Source organism: Rothia sp. 27098_8_27 (assembly GCF_041432805.1).
In the GTDB taxonomy this organism is placed as follows: domain Bacteria; phylum Actinomycetota; class Actinomycetes; order Actinomycetales; family Micrococcaceae; genus Rothia; species Rothia mucilaginosa.
In genome coordinates this window covers 1-17636 of the sequence record NZ_JAPWAJ010000011.1, presented here as the reverse complement: position 1 = coordinate 17636, position 17636 = coordinate 1, and the positions used below count along the sequence as shown (strand labels likewise).

The 17636-nt window shown below is 61.1% G+C and carries 12 protein-coding genes; 4 read left to right on the top strand and 8 right to left on the bottom strand.

All coding sequences use genetic code 11. The features are described from left to right. Positions 1 to 92: 92 nt before the first annotated feature. Together O3675_RS08930 and O3675_RS08925 are read right to left on the bottom strand one after the other, a co-directional pair. Positions 93 to 1400, bottom strand: a complete 1308-nt coding sequence (locus tag O3675_RS08930) for a M18 family aminopeptidase (protein WP_371572122.1) — start codon at positions 1398 to 1400, stop codon at positions 93 to 95. A gap of 144 nt (positions 1401 to 1544) precedes the next feature. Continuing rightward, positions 1545 to 2525, bottom strand: a complete 981-nt coding sequence (locus tag O3675_RS08925) for a lysostaphin resistance A-like protein (protein ID WP_371572120.1) — start codon at positions 2523 to 2525, stop codon at positions 1545 to 1547. Between the two features lie 242 nt (positions 2526 to 2767). Here O3675_RS08925 and O3675_RS08920 point away from each other — a divergent pair, with 242 nt between their 5' ends. After that, entirely contained in the window at positions 2768 to 4876 is a 2109-nt protein-coding gene (locus O3675_RS08920; protein ID WP_371572118.1) for a hypothetical protein, read from the top strand. A gap of 118 nt (positions 4877 to 4994) precedes the next feature. Here O3675_RS08920 and O3675_RS08915 read toward each other — a convergent pair whose 3' ends face one another. Both O3675_RS08915 and O3675_RS08910 read right to left on the bottom strand, forming a co-directional pair. Next, positions 4995 to 6569, bottom strand: a complete 1575-nt coding sequence (locus tag O3675_RS08915; protein WP_371572116.1) for a glycosyltransferase 87 family protein — start codon at positions 6567 to 6569, stop codon at positions 4995 to 4997. After that, positions 6566 to 7954, bottom strand: coding sequence for a glycosyltransferase 87 family protein (locus O3675_RS08910; protein WP_314849289.1), 1389 nt, complete (start codon positions 7952 to 7954; stop codon positions 6566 to 6568). The genes O3675_RS08915 and O3675_RS08910 overlap by 4 nt, the downstream gene beginning before the upstream one ends. A 330-nt stretch (positions 7955 to 8284) precedes the next feature. On the opposite strand from O3675_RS08910, the gene O3675_RS08905 reads away from it, so the two are divergent. Next, entirely contained in the window at positions 8285 to 11185 is a 2901-nt protein-coding gene (locus tag O3675_RS08905) for a multicopper oxidase domain-containing protein (RefSeq protein WP_371572114.1), read from the top strand. Between the two features lie 214 nt (positions 11186 to 11399). Next, a complete protein-coding gene (locus O3675_RS08900) occupies positions 11400 to 12284 on the top strand; it encodes a lytic transglycosylase domain-containing protein (protein ID WP_371572112.1) in 885 nt (294 codons plus the stop codon). Positions 12285 to 12473: 189 nt separating this feature from the next. Here O3675_RS08900 and O3675_RS08895 read toward each other — a convergent pair whose 3' ends face one another. Further along, positions 12474 to 13685 carry a cytochrome P450 gene (locus tag O3675_RS08895; protein WP_371572110.1) on the bottom strand — a complete coding sequence of 404 codons (1212 nt, stop codon included), beginning with the start codon at positions 13683 to 13685 and terminating at the stop codon, positions 12474 to 12476. Positions 13686 to 14019: 334 nt separating this feature from the next. Next, entirely contained in the window at positions 14020 to 14313 is a 294-nt protein-coding gene (locus tag O3675_RS08890; protein ID WP_044143528.1) for a type II toxin-antitoxin system RelE/ParE family toxin, read from the bottom strand. Between the two features lie 175 nt (positions 14314 to 14488). On the opposite strand from O3675_RS08890, the gene O3675_RS08885 reads away from it, so the two are divergent. Further along, positions 14489 to 14770, top strand: coding sequence for a type II toxin-antitoxin system prevent-host-death family antitoxin (locus O3675_RS08885; protein WP_070685915.1), 282 nt, complete (start codon positions 14489 to 14491; stop codon positions 14768 to 14770). An 85-nt stretch (positions 14771 to 14855) separates the two neighbouring features. Here O3675_RS08885 and O3675_RS08880 read toward each other — a convergent pair whose 3' ends face one another. Both O3675_RS08880 and O3675_RS08875 read right to left on the bottom strand, forming a co-directional pair. Next, the gene (locus O3675_RS08880; RefSeq protein WP_371572108.1) at positions 14856 to 16298 is read right to left on the bottom strand and encodes a sugar porter family MFS transporter; all 1443 of its coding nucleotides are present in this window, start codon (positions 16296 to 16298) and stop codon (positions 14856 to 14858) included. A gap of 225 nt (positions 16299 to 16523) precedes the next feature. Continuing rightward, positions 16524 to 17525, bottom strand: coding sequence for an aldo/keto reductase (locus O3675_RS08875; RefSeq protein WP_049327436.1), 1002 nt, complete (start codon positions 17523 to 17525; stop codon positions 16524 to 16526). Positions 17526 to 17636: the final 111 nt, after the last annotated feature.

The window sequence follows — 17636 nt, the reverse complement described above, 5'->3', positions numbered from 1 at the left end:
AATTTTGAAAAATTTTTAAAAAATATGGGCGCCGGGAACCTTACGTTCCCGGCACCCACACCCCAGCTGCTCATACCTCAGCGGGATTCAATTTAGAGGCGGAAGAAGCCCTCCACCGCGCGCGTCATGTACGCCATATCGTCCACATGGCACATCTCGCGCATCGAATGCATCGACAGCAAACCAATACCCACATCCACAGTGCGCATACCCAGGCGAGTCGCCGTGATCGGGCCAATCGTCGAACCACACGGCATATTGTTATTCGACACGAACTCCTGATACGGCACACCAGCCTTCGCGCACGCCGCCGCAAACACTCCAGCACCCACCGAATCCGTCGCGTAACGCTGGTTCGCGTTAATCTTCAACAGCGGGCCACCACCGGGCAGCGGCTGCACGGTCGGGTCGTGGTGACCCTGATAGTTCGGGTGCACCAGGTGACCGGCATCAGCCGACAGGCAGAACGACGCCGCCACCGAACGGCGGTACTCCTCCGTGCTCTCACCGCGCGCAGCGGACAGGCGCACCAAAATATCCTCCAGGAACGGGCCCGCCGCACCACTACGCGACTCCGAACCAAGCTCCTCATGGTCAAACGCCGCAAGCATCACAGTCTCGGTGGCGTGCTCATCCGCATTATCGGCAACGTAACGCTCCAGGGCGGTCAAACCCGCGTGCACCGAAGACAGGTTATCCAGGCGGCCAGAAGCGAACAGCTCCTGATCCGCACCAAAACGGCGCGGCGGCTGCGAATCAACGAACAGCAGGTCGTAACCCACAATGCTCTGCGGGTCGACCGGCTCACCGTCAATCACGTGCTTCGCCATGTAGCCGAGCACGTCGTTCTCCGCCGGATCCACACCCCACACGGGGTACATGTTGAACTGCTTGTCCAGCACCAGTTCGTTACGCTTGTGGTCCAGGTGCGGCGCCAGCTGCGGGATGCGCGCAATCGCGCCGGTGCGCACCAGGCGGTCCTTCAACTCCCCGCCCTCAAGGACGGTGAGGCGGCCCGCCACGCACAGCTCGCGGTCCAGGAAAGAGTTCAGCAGTGCACCACCGTAATTCTCCACGGCAATCTGGTGCCAGCCCTTCGTGGTGATGGAGGAAGAAGGCTTGACCTTTAGGGAGGGCGAGTCGGTGTGCGCACCCAGCACGCGGTAGCCGCTTGCCTTCTGCGCCTTCGCGCCGCCAGCCCAGGCGATAATCGCGCCGTCACGGACGACGAAGTGGCGGCCGGTTGCGATCTGCGGGTCCCATGCTTCGGTCTCTACAAGCTCGGTGAAGCCTGCTGCTTGCAGGCGGCGCGCTACCGTGCGCGCGGCGAGGTAAGAGACCGGCGACTCCGCCACGAATGCGGCGAGGTCTTCAATATTTTTTACAGCATCAACAGTCATGGTTTAACCCTACCTTTTCTTGGGTGTTGACGGGGTGACCGGGGCTGGTAGTCCACGCGGCGTGGAGTAATAGCCCTGGTGAGGCTCGAATGGAGCGGGGCGGGCGGGTTGGGGTAGCTGAGCTAGAGCAACCCGCCAAATAGCCTATTTATCAGCCTTGAGCGGTTGTGTTTCACGTGAAACCTCGCCGCGGCGAGCGCGTGCGTTGAAGATCAGGCAGGCGAGCACCACGTACACGCCTTCCAGCGCAATACCCTGCAGCGCATCCACGGGGGTCACGCCCTCGGAGGCGAACGGATCCAGACCAGCCACCATGGACAGCAGCATCAGGATCACGTTATTTGCCACGTGCAGGCTGATGGAGGCTTCCAGGCCGCCGGTGTACCAGCAGAGAAAACCCGCATAAATACCCATCGCGAGAATCGTGCTCTGACCCCAGGGGTCGTAGGCGTGGGAGAGCATGAACAGCGCGGCGGGCAGCACAATCGGCAGCCAGGGGGTGCGGAGCCAACGGCCCAGCATCTGCATCATGAAGCCGCGGTAGGCGAGCTCTTCGGCGTAGCACTGCACGGGCACCAGGAGCAGCATCATCGCCACATAAACCCAAAATTCAACCTGTGGAGGTTGAAAATAGCGGTATTCGGGCAGGCTCTCACCGCTCAACGCCAGCATCACGGCGTAGTAGATGCCGTAGACAGCGAAGCTCAAACCCAGGTACGGAATCAGTAGCGAGCGGCGCAGACGGCCCGCCACCGAATGGATCAAACCCCAGGGCTTCGGGCCCACGACCAGGCGCGCCAGAAAGAGCGAAGGCACAATGGCGATCAGGGAGAGGAAGGTCAGGGCGAACAGCGCCGGGTGTTCCATAATGACGGAGCGGTTCGTAGCTACATCCTGGAGGGAAAGTCCCGAACCCATAATCGCCACAGCCAGGGCAACTGAAATGATTAGGTTGAGGCCAATAAATACGGCGACGCCGAGCAGACCTTCCAGCAGGGGTGAGAACCAGCGGGATTTCGGGTCGGCGTGGGAGAGACGGTGGTAGGCAAGACCTGCAACAGGCGCAGGAGCAGCGGGGGTTCCGGCGGCTACCTGCGGGGGTGCGGGAGGCGGTGTCGTGTTCATTCTTTAATCCTAGCCTCCGCGGGCTCGATGGTGACCGGGCATGCGGCAACCTTCAAGTACTGATTGATACGGAATGTTCCAAAACCATTGAAAAAGCCGTGAATAAGGCTAAAAACCCACCATTCACGGGGTTCATTTTCTGAACCTATGCCATAATTTGTAGCGATAATACGCTCATATACATAGTCGCTGATGACCGCTCTTCCGGGGTGTTTTTTCAGCACCAGAAAGGCTGCTTTCTTATGGCACTCGTCTTCAATCCGCCGCCCAACTGGCCCGCTCCTCCTGCTGGATGGGCCCCCACTCCTACGTGGCGTCCTGACCCCGCGTGGGGTCCCGTTCCTGAAGGTTGGCAGCTGTGGGTCGAAGAGCCCGAGCCCGAACCCATTCAGGTTGAAGAGGCTACTATTGAGCCGCTGATTCCCGAGGAGCCCGCTACCGAGGCGGCTCCCGCTGAGCAGGTTGCTGAGCCTGCTGTTGAAGCTGAGCAGCCCGCCGAGGTCGCGGCACCGCTGACCGTTGAGGACGTTGACCTGGAGCAGCTCGCCGCTGAGCTCGAAGGTGAGCAGGTCGTCGAGGTTCCGGAGGTGGCAGCACCCCAGGCTGAGGCATCCCACGTTGAGGCACAGCAGGTAGAAGCACCCGCAGCTGAGTCCGTTCAGGAGTCCGCTGAGGAATCCTCCGAGCCCAAACCGATGCGTCACCTGACTCAGGTTCCGCTGACCGGTACCGCTCTGCCCGAGCAGGTTCTGACCCCGCAGGCTTCCGTTGAAGAGACTGCGGCTGAAAAGGCTGTGGCTGAAGCTCCCGCAGCTGAGCAGGTTGCTTCCGAGCAGCCCGTTGAGGCGCACGTTGTTGAGGCTCCGGTTGCTGAGCCCGCACTGTCCGAGCCGGTCGTTTCCGAACCTGTTGCAGAGCCCGTTATTGTTGAGCCCGTCGCCGAGGTTGCCCCCGAGGCACCGGCGGCAGCTGAACCGGTCGCTGATGCTCCCGCAGCTGAGGCTCCTGCCCCCACCGAAGAGGCTGCCCACACTATTGAGAGCTCCCCGCTCGTTGAGTTCCACACCCCCGAAACCGAGCGCACCGTCAACCTGTCCGAGCGTACCGTGAACCTCTCGGAACAGCCCGGTCAGAACATGCAGCCCGGCCAGAACGCGCAGGGCGTCCAGAACGCACAGTTCATCCCGGCGGGTCAGGCACAGAACGGCTTCCAGCCGAACCAGGCTGAAGGCTTCCAGGGTGAGGGCTTCCAGGGCCAGAACTTCCAGGGTGGCCAGTACCAGGGCCAGGGCTTCCAGGGTCAGGGCTTCCAGGACGGCCAGAACGTCCAGGGCGGCCAGTACCAGAACAACCCCTACCAGGGTCAGCCGTACAACGCTCAGCAGCCCTACGCAGGTCAGGTGTCCGATCAGGACCAGGCAACCGTGGCACTGAGCAACCCCTACGTCACCGAGCCCGCAGGTCAGGGCGAGGACGACTCCGAGAAGAAGGGTCTGTTCTCCGGCACCAAGCTGTGGGGTGTTATCGGTGGTGCGCTGGCTCTGCTGATTGTCATCATCCTGGCGATTGTCATGCTGATTCCGCGTGGCGGCTCGAACCCCGCCTCCAATTCTGCGGCGGCATCGAGCGCGGCAGCTACTTCCGCTGAGGCGTCTTCCGCGGCGGCATCCTCTGAGGCTTCTTCGGCACCCGCATCTGAGAGCGCGGCAGCGGCTTCGGCTTCTTCCGCAGCGCCGGTTGCTGCTGCTGAAGCGAAGATGCCCGAGGGCGAGTTCAAGGAGTACAAGAAGACCGTCGCCGACAACAAGGACACCATCGACATTGAGAAGATCAAGGGCGATGTGTCCGCAGGCCTGCTCTACTACGAGTTCAAGCCCGCAGACGGTGTGGTTAACGCTTTCATCACCAGCCGTGACGATAAGGGCAACATCGCCTCGGGTGTGAGCGTTATCGACTCCACCCGCGACAACAAGGAGCTCAAGGGCACCGCATGGATTGACGCGAGCGGCCACTCCACCCCCACCCGCAAGCTGGAGCTGACCGGTAAGGGCGAATGGACCATCCGCGTCTACGATGCAGACTCCGCACCCCACTACAAGAAGGGTGAGAAGTTCCAGAGCACCATGAACTTCTACGCTTTCACCTACGAAGGCACCGAGGCAACCATGGAGTTCCAGACCAGCGGCCCGACCACCCGCGGCTTCAACGTTCTGAACGCGACCAAGAACGACCCGTTCTTCTCCTCGACCATGCCGACTGTGAAGAGCAGCATGCAGTGGGTTCAGAGCAACAAGAGCTACCTGCAGGTTCGTACCGACTCCGCGGTCACCTGGAGCATCGGCACTAACTAGCGGCTTGGCTGACTAGGTCAGCAGGCTGGGTATAAGGTATCCCCCGCATCCGTGATGGGTGCGGGGGATACTTTTATGCCCGGTGAGGTCTGTGCACTTGCTGGAGGCGCCCGCTGCCTTAGCGGGAGTACTTCGCCTCCGCCAGTTCGGCGCCCGCGGTACGTGCCGCACGTTCCACCAGCTGACGATTCGCCAGGTACACAAAGAACGTCACCAGAATAAACAGGTACATCAGCTGGTACGGCATGGTGCCCGCCATCAGACCCAGGGAGCCTTCGGGCACCATCAGAATCTGATCCGCGTTGAAGTGCGGGGAGAACGCCAGCACAATCCAGAACGGCGAAATGTACATGCCCACCAGCGCCGCAGTCGCCAAGATAACAGCCAGTGTGAAGACGAAGGAGCTGACCCGCTGGTACATGAGCGGGAAGATTTCCATGACCACGGCGGCGAGCATCAGCGGGTACCAGGTGTTGTGGTGCGACCAGCTAATCGGCGAAATCTGCAGCATCATGAACGCGGTCAGCGCCAGCTGCGCCATGAGTGCGCGGGCACGAATCAGCGGAACCAGCAGAACCGCCGTAACCAGCACAATCAGCAGGGTCAACGCCACCTGCACCACCGACAGGGCGGTAGCCGTCAGGTGGTGCTGCAGGCCCGCGTGGGTCAGCGTGCCCATAATCGACACGTTATCGAAGTAGCTGAACCAGCCCACACGCGAAGTGTCATGCACCGCGTGGAACCAGAACGTCAGCGACTCCTCACGGATCACCAGGAAGCCAATACCCACGGTCGCAGCGAAGCTAGCACCCAGGGTCACAATGCCCTTCCAGTCCTTACGCATGAGCAACAGCAGACCGAACGCGAGCGGGGTCAGCTTAATACCCGCCGCAATACCCAGCAGCACACCGCGCGGAACGCGGGTTGCCGGGCGCATAAAATCGGCGAGAATCAGCATCAGAATGATGGCGTTAATCTGCCCAAAATGCGTGGTCAAACGCCACGGGCCGCACATCCAAATCAGCGCCGCAATCAGCGACACCATACCCCAATGACCCAGGTGCTTCTGCAACGGCAGACGCCACGAGCGGCTACGCGCGTAGGAGTACAGCAGGTACGCGCACCAGTAGCAGAGCGCACAAATAATGGCGGTAATCAGCAGCATGCTCTGCGGCTCGGTGAGGAACGCAAGCGGGTAGAAGAGCAGCGCCGCAAACGGCGGGTAGGTGAACGGCAGGCCGCGCGTGCGGAAAGTGTACAGCTGGTAGCCGTCCGGGCCGTCCGCCAGGGAGACAGCACCCAGGCGGTACACGTAAATATCGTCAGCCGCCGCGTGCGTCACGTAGTCGAAGGCGTAGAGGGCAACCAGGATGAACAGCAGGTGCGCCCAGAGAGCGCCGCTACGCATGCCGGGGATACGGTCAAAGAAGCTGCGACGCGCAGGCTTGGCGAGCTCCTTGGCGGGTTCTTCGGCGACTTCTTCCTTTGCCGCTTTTTCCGCGGTGGCTACAGAGGATGCGGCAAGCTCCGCGCTTTCTACAACCGGTTCCGCAACCGGTGCAGGTTCAGCAGTAGAGCCAGCCGAAGCCCATGGGATTATAGCCGCAGCCGCCTCGGTGTTCTCCGTGGTCGTAGCTAAGTTCTTGTCAGTATTCTTCACAGGGGTCTTTTCTAGTTCCTTATCGCGGCTCACGCGGTTGCCTCACGAGAATCAGCGGCACGCACAGACTCGGCACTCTCGGTCACCAGGGCGCGAGCGCCCCACCAGCCCAGCGGCGCATCGCTAGGCACGGAACCGTACTGCACAGGCTCAACCTTCGCGCCACGCACCGGCGTACTCAGCGAGGCTACCGCCCAGAACATGACCGTAGCCCACAGGGCAAAGGAGGGAAAGCCACCAATAGCTACGCCGGGCGCCCATAGGAATTCCAAGCCATTCATATCTAGCTGGGTGATACCGCCAATAATACGCGGCGAAATATACAGGCCCACACCGGCCACCCACGCCAGCACGCACGCAATTTTTCGTGCCGCGGAGGGAAGATACACCATAAAGGTGGGGAATGCGTCCAGGATAAGGGCTGCCAGCAGTAGCGGCAGGAGAACATTGTGGTGCGACCAACTAATCGGTGAAAGTGCCACCATAAGAGTGCCGGTCACAGCCACCTGTGCAAGGGTTTTGCCGCGGCGTTCAAGCTGGTAGAGCAACACGGCAACCAAGGCAATGCTGAGCGCGGCCAGGGCGTAGAAGCCGAGCTTGAGGGCTGTGCCCTTCAGACCGAAGTGCATGAGCCAACCCTGGATGGAAATATTATCCACGAAGTTAATGTCGCCCACGCGGGAGGAGTCAGAGATTGCTGAGAACCAGAATTGGGGAGCCTCATTCGGCAAAAGGATAAAACCGACCGCAATTGTGGCCAGGAAGGTGGCGCCCAGGGCCGCGATGCCCTTCCAGTCGCGGCGCACCAGCAGGATAAGGCCGAAGACCAGCGGAGTAAGCTTTAAGCCACCCGCAATACCGACGAGCACACCGCGCGGCACGCGGGTTGCCGGACGCACAAAATCGGCAAGAATCAGCGCCATAATGAGCGGATTAATCTGCATGAGGTGAAAAGTACGTCGCCACGGGCCGCACAGCATCACCACGATGGTCAAGGCAGCGATAGTTCCGGTACGGCCGAGGCGACCCTGCAGGGGTAACGCACGACCGGAAGTCTGGGCATAGTTATAGATAGTGGCCGAAAGCCACCAAGCGGCGGCCGTGATTCCCAGCACCATAATGGCTTTGCCTACCTCAAGCGGCAGGAACGCAAAGGGCAGGAAGACGAGAGCCGCAAACGGCGGATAGGTAAAGGGGAGCTTCAACACCCCAATTTCAATAAATACTGGCGCGTATAGATCCTTGGTAAACCCTTCATTGTCGAAGATAGTCATGGCACCCATGCGGTAGATGGAAAAGTCCAGGCCGCCGAAGGGGGCAATAAGGATTTCAAAGAGGTAACCGCACACCACCATGAGGATGAGCGCCACAATAGCGATTTTTCCCCAGATGGGGGTGGTGGAGTCAGTCCTTGTCACGAGGTGCTTGTCCTTACCTTGGTGCCGACGGATGCGCGCGTAGGGTGGGCGGGCATCTGATTTTGGAATCCTAATAGTTTATCGCGCGCACCTGTGAAGGGTGCATTGGGGCGAAGATTCACAGGGGGAGATTCGCAGGGTAAGAATCACTTGAGCGCACAAGCACAACTATCACGATATGAGCCGCCTTCATATGCACGTCATGTCTTCAAAATTGGTACTATCCGGGCAATATAATGGGCTTATTGGCACCCGCCCCAATGCAGGGGTACCGGGTGCCGACCCGCACACCGACGTCCACGAACAACCAGCAGTGAAAGCAGTGATCACGTGAGTGAACATCTCGGCACCCCACCCGAAGGTGAGAACACGAGTAGCAAGCCCGCAGGCGTAAACGTCTCCGGAGGCGGCTCCTCCGGCCTGAGCATTAGCGCGCGTCCGGCTGATATGCCCGGCGCGAACCTCACCCCCGAAGAGATTGCACGCCGCGCATCCGGTCGCGGTACGTGGCATCGTCGCGCCTCCAAGCCGGTCTCCCACTGGATGTTTACCCTTGTCGGCGTACTTCTGCTGCACAGGTTTATCCCGAATAGCGGCTGGCTGATGGTGCACATTATCACCCTCGGCCTGATTACGAACTCGATTCTGATTTGGTCGCAGCACTTCACCGAAGCGCTCATGAAAATCAAGATTCCTGACGAGCACCGCGGAACCCAGGTGCGCCGCATCTTCATTCTGAACGCCGGTATTCTCGTGCTCATGATCGGCATGGTCGGTCAGCTGAGCGTGCCCGGCCTCTACGCCGCCACGGTGGTGGGCGCCCTCATTGTCGGTTCGATGGTCGCCTGGCACGGCATCTACCTGCTGAAGCAGGTGCGTCAGGCTCTGCCGTCGCGGTTCGGTGTGACCATTCGCTTCTACATTGTTGCGGCGTTGCTGCTGCCCCTCGGTGCGGCGTTTGGCGGCATGATTGCCTACCCGAACCTGAAGGGCACCCTGCATTCGCAGTTCTTGCTTGCCCATGAAGTCGTGAACGTGCTTGGCTTTGTCGGCATTACCGTGGTGGGTACGCTTGTGACGTTCTGGCCGACCATGCTGCGCACCAAGATGGTTGATAAGGCGCTTACTCACAGTCTGCGCGCCCTGTACCTGATGTGCGGTGGCTTGGCGTTGACCGTTGTCGGCGCGATTTTAGGGATGCGTCCGCTCGCCGCAGCCGGCCTGGTCGTCTACCTGGTTGCCCTGCTGATTGTCGCCTGGGTAATGGTGCGTACCCTGCGCACCAAGCGCCCGAACGAGTACCCGCCCATGAGCGTGGGTATGGGCTTCCTCTGGCTGATTGTTGGTGTAGCAGCGACCGCCTACCTGGTGGCGACCGTCCCCTTCGCGCAGCTGGACATGCGCGCCGTGACCCCCATCTTTGTGGTCGGCTTCCTGCTGCAGCTGCTGCTTGGCGCGATGAGCTACCTGCTGCCGCAGCGTATGGGTGGCGGCCCGGCGGTGGTGCGCGCCTCCAACAAGGAGTTCAGCCGTTTCGCGGCGGCACGCGTAACCGCTGTGAACCTGGCGCTGCTCATCTTCATGATGCCCAGCTCCATGGTGGGCCAGTCCATTAAGATTGCCGTCGCTATCGTGGGTGCGTTGGCGCTCATTGCGTTCATTCCGCTCATGGTGCGCGGCGTGAAGGCGTCCGTGAACACCCGCAAGGAAATGATGGCGGCACGCGCCCGCGGTGAGAAGCCCGCCTTCAACCAGGAGGCGCTCACCCCCGAGCCCGTCCCGCACGCCAAGCAGAGCTTCCAGGCGGCACTCGCAGTCGCCATGGCGTTCCTGCTGGGCTTTGCGGTGAACCCGTCCGCGCTGAACCTGCCGTCGTTCTCCTCGGCAGGTTCCGTGGCTGCAACCGGTCAGACCACCACCGTGCAGGTGAAGGCAACCAGCAACTACCGTTTCACCCCCGCCGAGGTGGAGGTGCCCGCCGGTAACCGCCTGGTTGTTGAAGTCACCAACGACGACCAGGGCATGACCCACGACCTGACCTTCGACAACGGCGCAACCACCGGTACCATCAACCCCGGCGAAACGAAAACCGTTGATGCCGGCGTCATTACCGCCGACCAGGAAGGCTACTGCTCCGTGGCGGGTCACCGCTCCCTGGGCATGGTGTTCAAGGTGAAGGCCACCGGCGCCTCCGCAAACCAGGTGGCGCAGGGTGGCCACAACCACGGTTCTGCGGGCACCCACAACCACGCCGCGTCGGGTAGCACCCCGACCCTCATGACCGTTGCGAACAGCAGGATTGACATGTCCGCAGCGCCCGGCAGCGGCTACAAGTACCGCGACCCGAACATCCCGGCGCCGAACACCGCCACGCAGGTGAACGGCAAGACCGTCCGCAAGGTCACCCTGGAAGTTGAGGAAGTCGACCGCGAGGTGGCGCCCGGCGTGACCGTTCACATGTGGACGTTCAACGGGCAGAACATGGCACCGATTCTGCGCGGCAAGGTCGGCGACATTTTTGAAATTACACTCATCAATAACGGCACGATGGGCCACTCGCTGGACTTCCACGCGGGCATGGTCTCCCCCGATAACACGATGAAGACCATCGCCCCCGGTGAGCGTCTCGTCTACCGTTTTGAGGCGAAGGGCGCCGGTATCTGGCTGTACCACTGCGGCACCGCCCCGCTGAGCCTACACATGACCCAGGGCATGTACGGCGCGGTCATCATTGACCCGGCGGATCTTGACCCGGTCGATCACGAGTACGTGATGGTTCAGGGCGAGGCGTACCTGCACGACACCGGCAAGACCGCCTCCGACGGTAACAAGCTGGCGGAGAACTCGCCGGAACTGATCGCGGCGGGCACCCCCACGCTGACCATGTTCAACGGCCACGCAACCCAGTACAAGGCGAAGCCGCTGCAGGTGAAGAAGGGCGAGCGTATCCGTATTTGGGTGATGGCGGCTGGCCCGAACCACGGCACGAGCTTCCACGTGGTCGGTTCGCAATTCGACACAGTCTACAAGGAGGGCGGCTACCTGATGCGCCGCGGCGCAGATGCGTTCGGTAGCCGTGACGGCCACAGCCAGGCACTCGATTTGGCGCCCGCTCAGGGCGGCTTCGTGGAGATGCAGTTCCTAGAGTCTGGCACGTACACGTTCGTGAATCACTCCTTCTCGGAGATGGAGCGCGGTGCCGCCGGCAAGATCGTGGTGACGAACCGTTAGGGACTCCTGAAGCTCCCCATCATGGATTGACCCCGCCTGGTACTCCCTGTCAAAGGTGTACCGGGTGGGGTCATCCTTCACGTGCACGGAGTCTGTACCTGCACTTGATGTTGACTCCGGTAAAGACGCGCCAAGAACTCTCTGACTATGGTTTTCACCTCAACGGAGGGGAGTTTTTTCACCATAAACGGCAATGGTGCGCTAGTCTATAGGAATGGCAGATAGCACTTCGGGCGCCCCTTCCGAGCGTAACGCTACGAGCGCCTCCAACCACATTTCCGTTCCGGCGGATCAACAAATTTCCCCTCGGCAGCGTAAAGCTTTCCCGCTTCGCTTTCTCGCCGGGGCACTTGCGCATTGGCAAATTATTGCCTCTGCGGTTCTTTTGGGTGGCGGTGTTGCCGGCCTGGCAGCCACCTATGACGACTATTGCGGTATGACGGAGCTTTCGTATGCTCCGGCGGCTCTCCGACCCGATTTTGAGGAGGGCTCTAAGGTGGCGGGTTTCCGCCCCGGCGTGCTGGCGGCGCAGATTGAGACTGAGAGCCACTGGCGTGTGGGGGTTGTGTCCCACCAGGGCGCTAAGGGTATTGCACAGTTCACTGATGATGCGTGGAGCGGCGGCCACTACAGCTTCGGCAATGGCGGTAATGTTCTGAACCCGCACGATGCGATTGCGGCGCAGGCACGCTACCTGGGTGAGTTGCGTACTCGTTTGGCGAAGTACGCCTCCAATGAGGATGAGCTGCAGGATGTGGTTCTCGCCGGTTATAACGCGGGTCCGGGTTCTGTGGAGAAGTACGGCGGTGTTCCCCCGTATGAGGAGACTCAGAATTATGTGAAGTCGATTCGCGAGCTGGCGAATTCGAAGTATAAGCTGACCTGCTCTCCCGAGTACCAGTTCAAGCAGGCGAAGTTGAGCTTCGTGAATGGTGTGACTCCGGCGATGGCTGGTGTTCATGCGGATGGTACGGCTCTGTCCCCGGAGGAGTCGGCATCGGCTGCGGCGGAGGCTTCTGCGAGTGCTTCGGCTCGTGCGTCTGCGAGCGGTTCTGCGGGTTCTTCGGTGAAGCCTTCGGCGACGAGTTCCGGCCGCTAAATTCAGCTTTTTGGATAGTCCACTAGGCTATATAGCTGTCAGGGAATATTCTGTTTTATCTATAGTGAGCGGCTGATACCGGCCGTCACTACCCTACTTATTCACTCTTATATTTACTCTTAACAGCGCGAGGCGCCGACCCCCATTCTCAGGGGTTCGGCGCCTCGCCCTTTTAGAGCTGGGGCGTGCCTAGTTAAAGATGGCGCGCACGACCGAGTAGCCGGAGACCGGGTACACGGCGTTCACAGTTGCGGGATTCTCGCTCTCGTCCGCGATCTCAATGGACTCGGTGCCGCGCAGCAGCTCCTCGAGCAGGATGCGCAGTTCCAGGCGTGCCAGGGGCGCGCCGGGGCAGACGTGGATGCCGTCGCCGTACACGAGGTTGCGGGACTGGTCGCGGTGCGGGTTGTAGGTGAGGGCGTCTTCGAAGGCGTCCTCGTCGCGGTTGGCGCTTGCCCAGTTGATGGTCACGCGGGAGCCGGCGGGCAGGGTGCGGCCGCCGAGTTCGGTGTCCTGAGTGGTGATGCGGCGGTTGGTGACGAGGGTGTCTTCGAGTCGCATGATTTCTTCGACGGCGAGGGCGATTTCGCTGCGGTCGTCGAGTGCGTTGCCGTCGGCGAGGGATGCGCGCAGGCGGTCCTGCTCGGCGCGGTTGCGTGCCAGGAAGTTGACGAATACGCCCACGGTTGCGGAGACGGTGGACAGCTCGCCCACGGTCCAGTTGCGGATGAGGCTGACGATTTCTTCGTCGGTCATGGTGCGGGGTTCTTCGCCGGGCAGCTGCACGGTGTCGGTGAGCAGTTCGGCGGTGACGTCCTTGGGGTTGCCGGCGGCGGCGTCCTCGCGGCGTTCGTCGAGTAGCTGACGGATGTAGCCGTCGAATTCGAGGGCGACCTTAGCGATTTCTTCACGGTCGCGGCGCAGGGTGGCGACGCGGTTCTTTTCGATCCATTCGGTGAGGGGCTGTTCGAGGCATGCGGGCCAGCCCATGAAGGCGTTCTGCACGCGCATTGCGTATGCCTGACCGAAGCCCTGCATGACGTCTACTTCTTCGCCGCGGGGCAGTTCTGCGATGAGGCTCTTCACAGCATCGCGGATGACGGGTGCGAACTTTTCGAGGCGTTCGGGAGTGAAGTACTTGTCGTTGACCGCGCGGAAGGTGGTGTGTTCGGGTGCGTCCATGCCGTTGGGGACGGCAATGTGGCGGGTGGAGACGACGTTGGAGTAGATTTCGGGGTGGTCGAGTACGTGCTGTACGTCGGCGTTTTTGAAGACGGAGTAGCCCATGAATTCGTCGTGGGCGACGGGGCAGCGGCGGCGCATTGCGTCGTAGGCGGCTACCTGGTCTTTCTGCACTTCTTCGCTTCGGAGGTCCCAGTCGTTGTGTACGTTCTCAGTCATTGTTCACCCGTGTTCGTTATAGAGTTGTGGCGTGCTGGATGCGGGCGTCCGGGCGATGCGTATGTGCAGGGTCGGGCGTGCATTTCAGCACGTGAATCCATTAGTTCTTCTTTGACCGTATCACTTATGGATTGGTGGCGCAGGGTAGGGGTTCCTTGCTTCTCATTCAACGAACGGTGCGGTCGCCGCGAGGGGCGGCGGGTCACGGGACGCACGAGGCGGGCGGCCCCTCCACCAGGGAGGGGCCGCCCGCCTCATTCTTGCCTAAAAACCGCCGAATCTAGCGCTTGCCTGCGGAGGGGTAGATGCTACCGTCCATCACGCCGCGCTCACTCTACAGGCCGCGATAGACTTCTCGCCGATGACCAACTCGGAAGACCTCAACAACAACCGCACCGTTATCAATGGTGTACAGAATGCGGTAATTCCCTACTCGTGCCCTGTACCCTTCTTCGCCCTGTAGCTTCTTGACTCCCGTCATATATGGGTCATCGCCAAGGGATCGGAGGCAGGCGATAATTTTCTCGAAGGCTGTCCGGTCTTCTCGTTGGATTTTCTTTAGTTCTTTCGCTGCTTTGCGCGTCAATTCGACCCGATACACGGGGTTTGAGACATGGTTTGCAGTCATCTGCATCCTTCAGGCAGAGCTTTAAATCTTACCCTCAACCTTAGCAGAAAAAGTGTACACTTTTTACATACTTTACATTGTTGTACTATATAAACTATATAAGTAGCCCCCTGGATGGAACTTGCACAGGAACTATCCTCGGAGCTAACGGACAAACCCCAGAAAGGAACCAGTCATGACTGTCACCACTCACCGGACTCGTTCCAATGTCACGACTCTTAAAGAACTCCGCGACAACCTCGGAACCAAAGTCAACGAAGCCGTGTTCTCCGGCGAACGTCCCCTCATCAGCCGCAATGGTAAGACTGTTGCCGCGCTCATCTCCTACGAAGATTTGAAGCTGCTGGAAGAGTACGAAGAGCTCCTCGACATTGAGGCTCTTCGCAAGGCACGCGCCGAAGATGACGGCTACCGCATCGGCCTCGACGAGTTCCTCGCAGAGAACCCTACAGATTAGTCTTTCAACGCATATTGCGAGGCGGGCGGCCCCTCCACCAGGGAGGGGCCGCCCGCCTCATTCTTGCCTAAAAACCCGCCGAGGTTTAGCGCTTGCCTGCGGAGGGGTAGATGCTGCCGTCCATCACGCCGCGCTCCACCTGCTCCAGGCTCACGCCGCGAGTCTCCGGCAGGTTGCGGAACATCAGCAGCGCAATGACCACGTTCACCACGGCAAAGCCGATGAAGGAGCCAGTCAGACCGACCGCACCCAGAATCACGGGGAACGCCAGCGACAGCACACCGTTCATCATCCAGCCGCTAAACGCCGAAATGCCCATACCCGCCGCACGCACACGCAGCGGGAACAGCTCACTCATAATCACCCACGTGGACACGTTCAGGCAGGTCTGCATCGCGCCCACAAAGCAGACGATGAGCACCAGCAGAATCCAGGGGCGCGCCGCATTATCGGCGGGCAGCAGCATGGATGCGCCCGCAATCAGCACGTGGAAAAACGCGGTCGAACTATAGCCGGTAATGACCATGACGCGGCGCGGCACACGCTCCATCAGGCGCAGCGACAGAATCGAGCCGAGCACCGCAATCGTACCCGGCGCAATGTTCGCGATGAGCGCCGCGGATTCGCTGAAACCGGCTTCCTTGAGCACCTTAATGCCGTAGTACATGATCGAGTTGATGCCGGTCAGCTGCTGGCCCGCGCCGACCAGAATACCGACGAGCAGGATGCGCACGAACCAGCCGCGCACGCCCACGCTTTCCTTACCCGCCGCATTGTTCTGGGTGGTCGCCTCCGCCTGCAGGGTGCGTTCAATGTCGGCAATTTCAGCTTCAGCACGTTCGGTGGAGCGGATGCGCTTCATCACCTCAAGCGCCTGCTCACGCTTACCGACGCGCAGCAGCCAGCGCGGCGACTCGGGCACACGCAGCATGCCGACGAACAGGCCGATGGCGGGCAGGGTGCAGATGGCGAACATCCAGCGCCACACGCCGTCGTGTTCGCCCCATACGTTGCCGATGAGGGCGTTCACGATGAATGCGGCAAGCTGACCGCCCACGACCATGAGCTCGTTGCGGCCGGAGAGGGAGCCTCGAATTTCGTAGGGTGCGAGCTCTGCGAGGAACACGGGCACCACGGCGGAGGCGCCACCGACCGCCAGGCCGAGCAGGGTGCGTCCGGTGATGAGTACGGCGACGTTGGGTGCGAACACGCAGGTCAGGGCACCAATGAAGAAGATGGTGGAGAGCCCAATGATGGTGGTTCGGCGGCCGAACCGGTCAGAGATACGGCCGCATCCGAGTGCGCCGATAGCGGCGGCGAAGGCGAGCGATCCGGTGACCCAGCCTTGGGCGGTGGAGTCCATGCCGAGTTCGCGGCTCATGGGTTCGAGCGCGCCGTTGATCACTCCGGTGTCGTAGCCGAAGAGTAGACCGCCGAAGGTGGCGATGAGTGCGATGATGCCGAGGTATCGGCTGTGCTTCCCGGTGCCCAGAGGGGGCAGGGTGGAGGCGGTGCTCTGTGCGCTCATGGTGTCCTTTGATGTGCCGGTGGCGGGTGGTCCTGCCGGGCTGCTTCCAGGCGGCAGGGGTGGGTACATGGGTAAGGTGAGGTGCGTCAGGTTAGACACACCTCACCTAATCCTAGCGAAAACGTTCGGCGGGTGATATTTATTTCTCACCGCGGACATTTTTCAGCATATTTTACGGCCGACACGTGCGACCGCTTGAGTGCCCCTTTGAGAGGGAGCCGGAGTTTAGAACAGCGCGATCTTCTCGGGTGCCGGGAAGATGGCGTCCAGGGCGGCGAGGTCCTCAGCGTCGAAGCGCAGGCATGCCGCCTGTGCGTTGGCGCGCACCTGCTCGGCACTGGTCGCACCGGCAATGACGGAGGTGACCGGCGACTGCTGTGCGAGCCAGGAGAACGCCGCCTGCACCTCGGTGATGCCGCGTTCGGTGCAGAAGGTGTGGAAGGCTTCGAGCTGGTCCCAGTTGGCGGCGTCGAGCACGTTCTTCTTGGAGTGGGACAGGCGCGAACCGGCGGGAATGTTGTCGCGGCGGTACTTACCGGTCAGCAGGCCGTTAGCGAGCGGGAAGTACGGCAGCACACCCATGCCGAAGTGCCGTGCGGCGGGCAGGATTTCGAGTTCTGCGCGGCGGTCAAGCAGGTTGTAGTGGTTTTCAGCGACGATGAACCGTTCGGTGCCGAGTTCATGGGCGCAGTGTTCGGCGTGGGCGAGCTGCCAGCCGGAGAAGTTGGAGTGGCCCAGGTAGCGGACTTTGCCGTCGCGTACGAGCTGGTCGAGGGCGCTGAGGGTTTCTTCAATGGGGGTGTTGGGGTCGGGGCTGTGGTAGAAGTACAGATCGATGTAGTCGGTGCCGAGGCGGCGGAGGGAACCTTCGACGGCGCGCATGATGTAGCGGCGGGATCCGCGGGCGTTGCGGTCGTTGCCGTTGAGGTCGCCGACTGGCAGACCGAATTTGGTGACGATGGTCAGTTCGTCGCGGTCGAGGCCGAGCTGGGTGAGGGCGGTGCCGAACATGGTTTCGGAGAGGCCGGGTTCGGCGCCGTAGAGGTCGGCGATGTCGAAGAAGCTGATGCCTGCGTCGACTGCGGCGGCGATGACTTCGTTGGTACCTTCTTGGGTGCGGGTGGGGGTGCCGGGGCGGCCGAGGTTGTTGCAGCCGATGCCGACGCTGGGTACGACGAGGCCGGAGTTGCCAAGCCTGCGGTAGACGGGAGATTCAATACGTTCCATGCTTTTAACTCTACGTTGTGCGGGTATGTTGCAAGGTTATTTCCCCTCCAGTTGGGAGGCGAAGAGCTTTCTGAAGCGTGATGTGGGGTCGGTCGTTAGGTCCTGGTAGGT

What these genes read in the sequence shown, in the direction of transcription:
- O3675_RS08885 (WP_070685915.1), top strand. Translation starts at nt 14,489, where the DNA reads ATGACTGTCACCACTCACCGGACTCGTTCCAATGTCACGACTCTTAAA.
- O3675_RS08895 (WP_371572110.1), bottom strand. Translation starts at nt 13,685, where the DNA reads ATGACTGAGAACGTACACAACGACTGGGACCTCCGAAGCGAAGAAGTG.
- O3675_RS08875 (WP_049327436.1), bottom strand. Translation starts at nt 17,525, where the DNA reads ATGGAACGTATTGAATCTCCCGTCTACCGCAGGCTTGGCAACTCCGGC.
- O3675_RS08900 (WP_371572112.1), top strand. Translation starts at nt 11,400, where the DNA reads ATGGCAGATAGCACTTCGGGCGCCCCTTCCGAGCGTAACGCTACGAGC.
- O3675_RS08920 (WP_371572118.1), top strand. Translation starts at nt 2,768, where the DNA reads ATGGCACTCGTCTTCAATCCGCCGCCCAACTGGCCCGCTCCTCCTGCT.
- O3675_RS08890 (WP_044143528.1), bottom strand. Translation starts at nt 14,313, where the DNA reads ATGACTGCAAACCATGTCTCAAACCCCGTGTATCGGGTCGAATTGACG.
- O3675_RS08880 (WP_371572108.1), bottom strand. Translation starts at nt 16,298, where the DNA reads ATGAGCGCACAGAGCACCGCCTCCACCCTGCCCCCTCTGGGCACCGGG.
- O3675_RS08925 (WP_371572120.1), bottom strand. Translation starts at nt 2,525, where the DNA reads ATGAACACGACACCGCCTCCCGCACCCCCGCAGGTAGCCGCCGGAACC.
- O3675_RS08930 (WP_371572122.1), bottom strand. Translation starts at nt 1,400, where the DNA reads ATGACTGTTGATGCTGTAAAAAATATTGAAGACCTCGCCGCATTCGTG.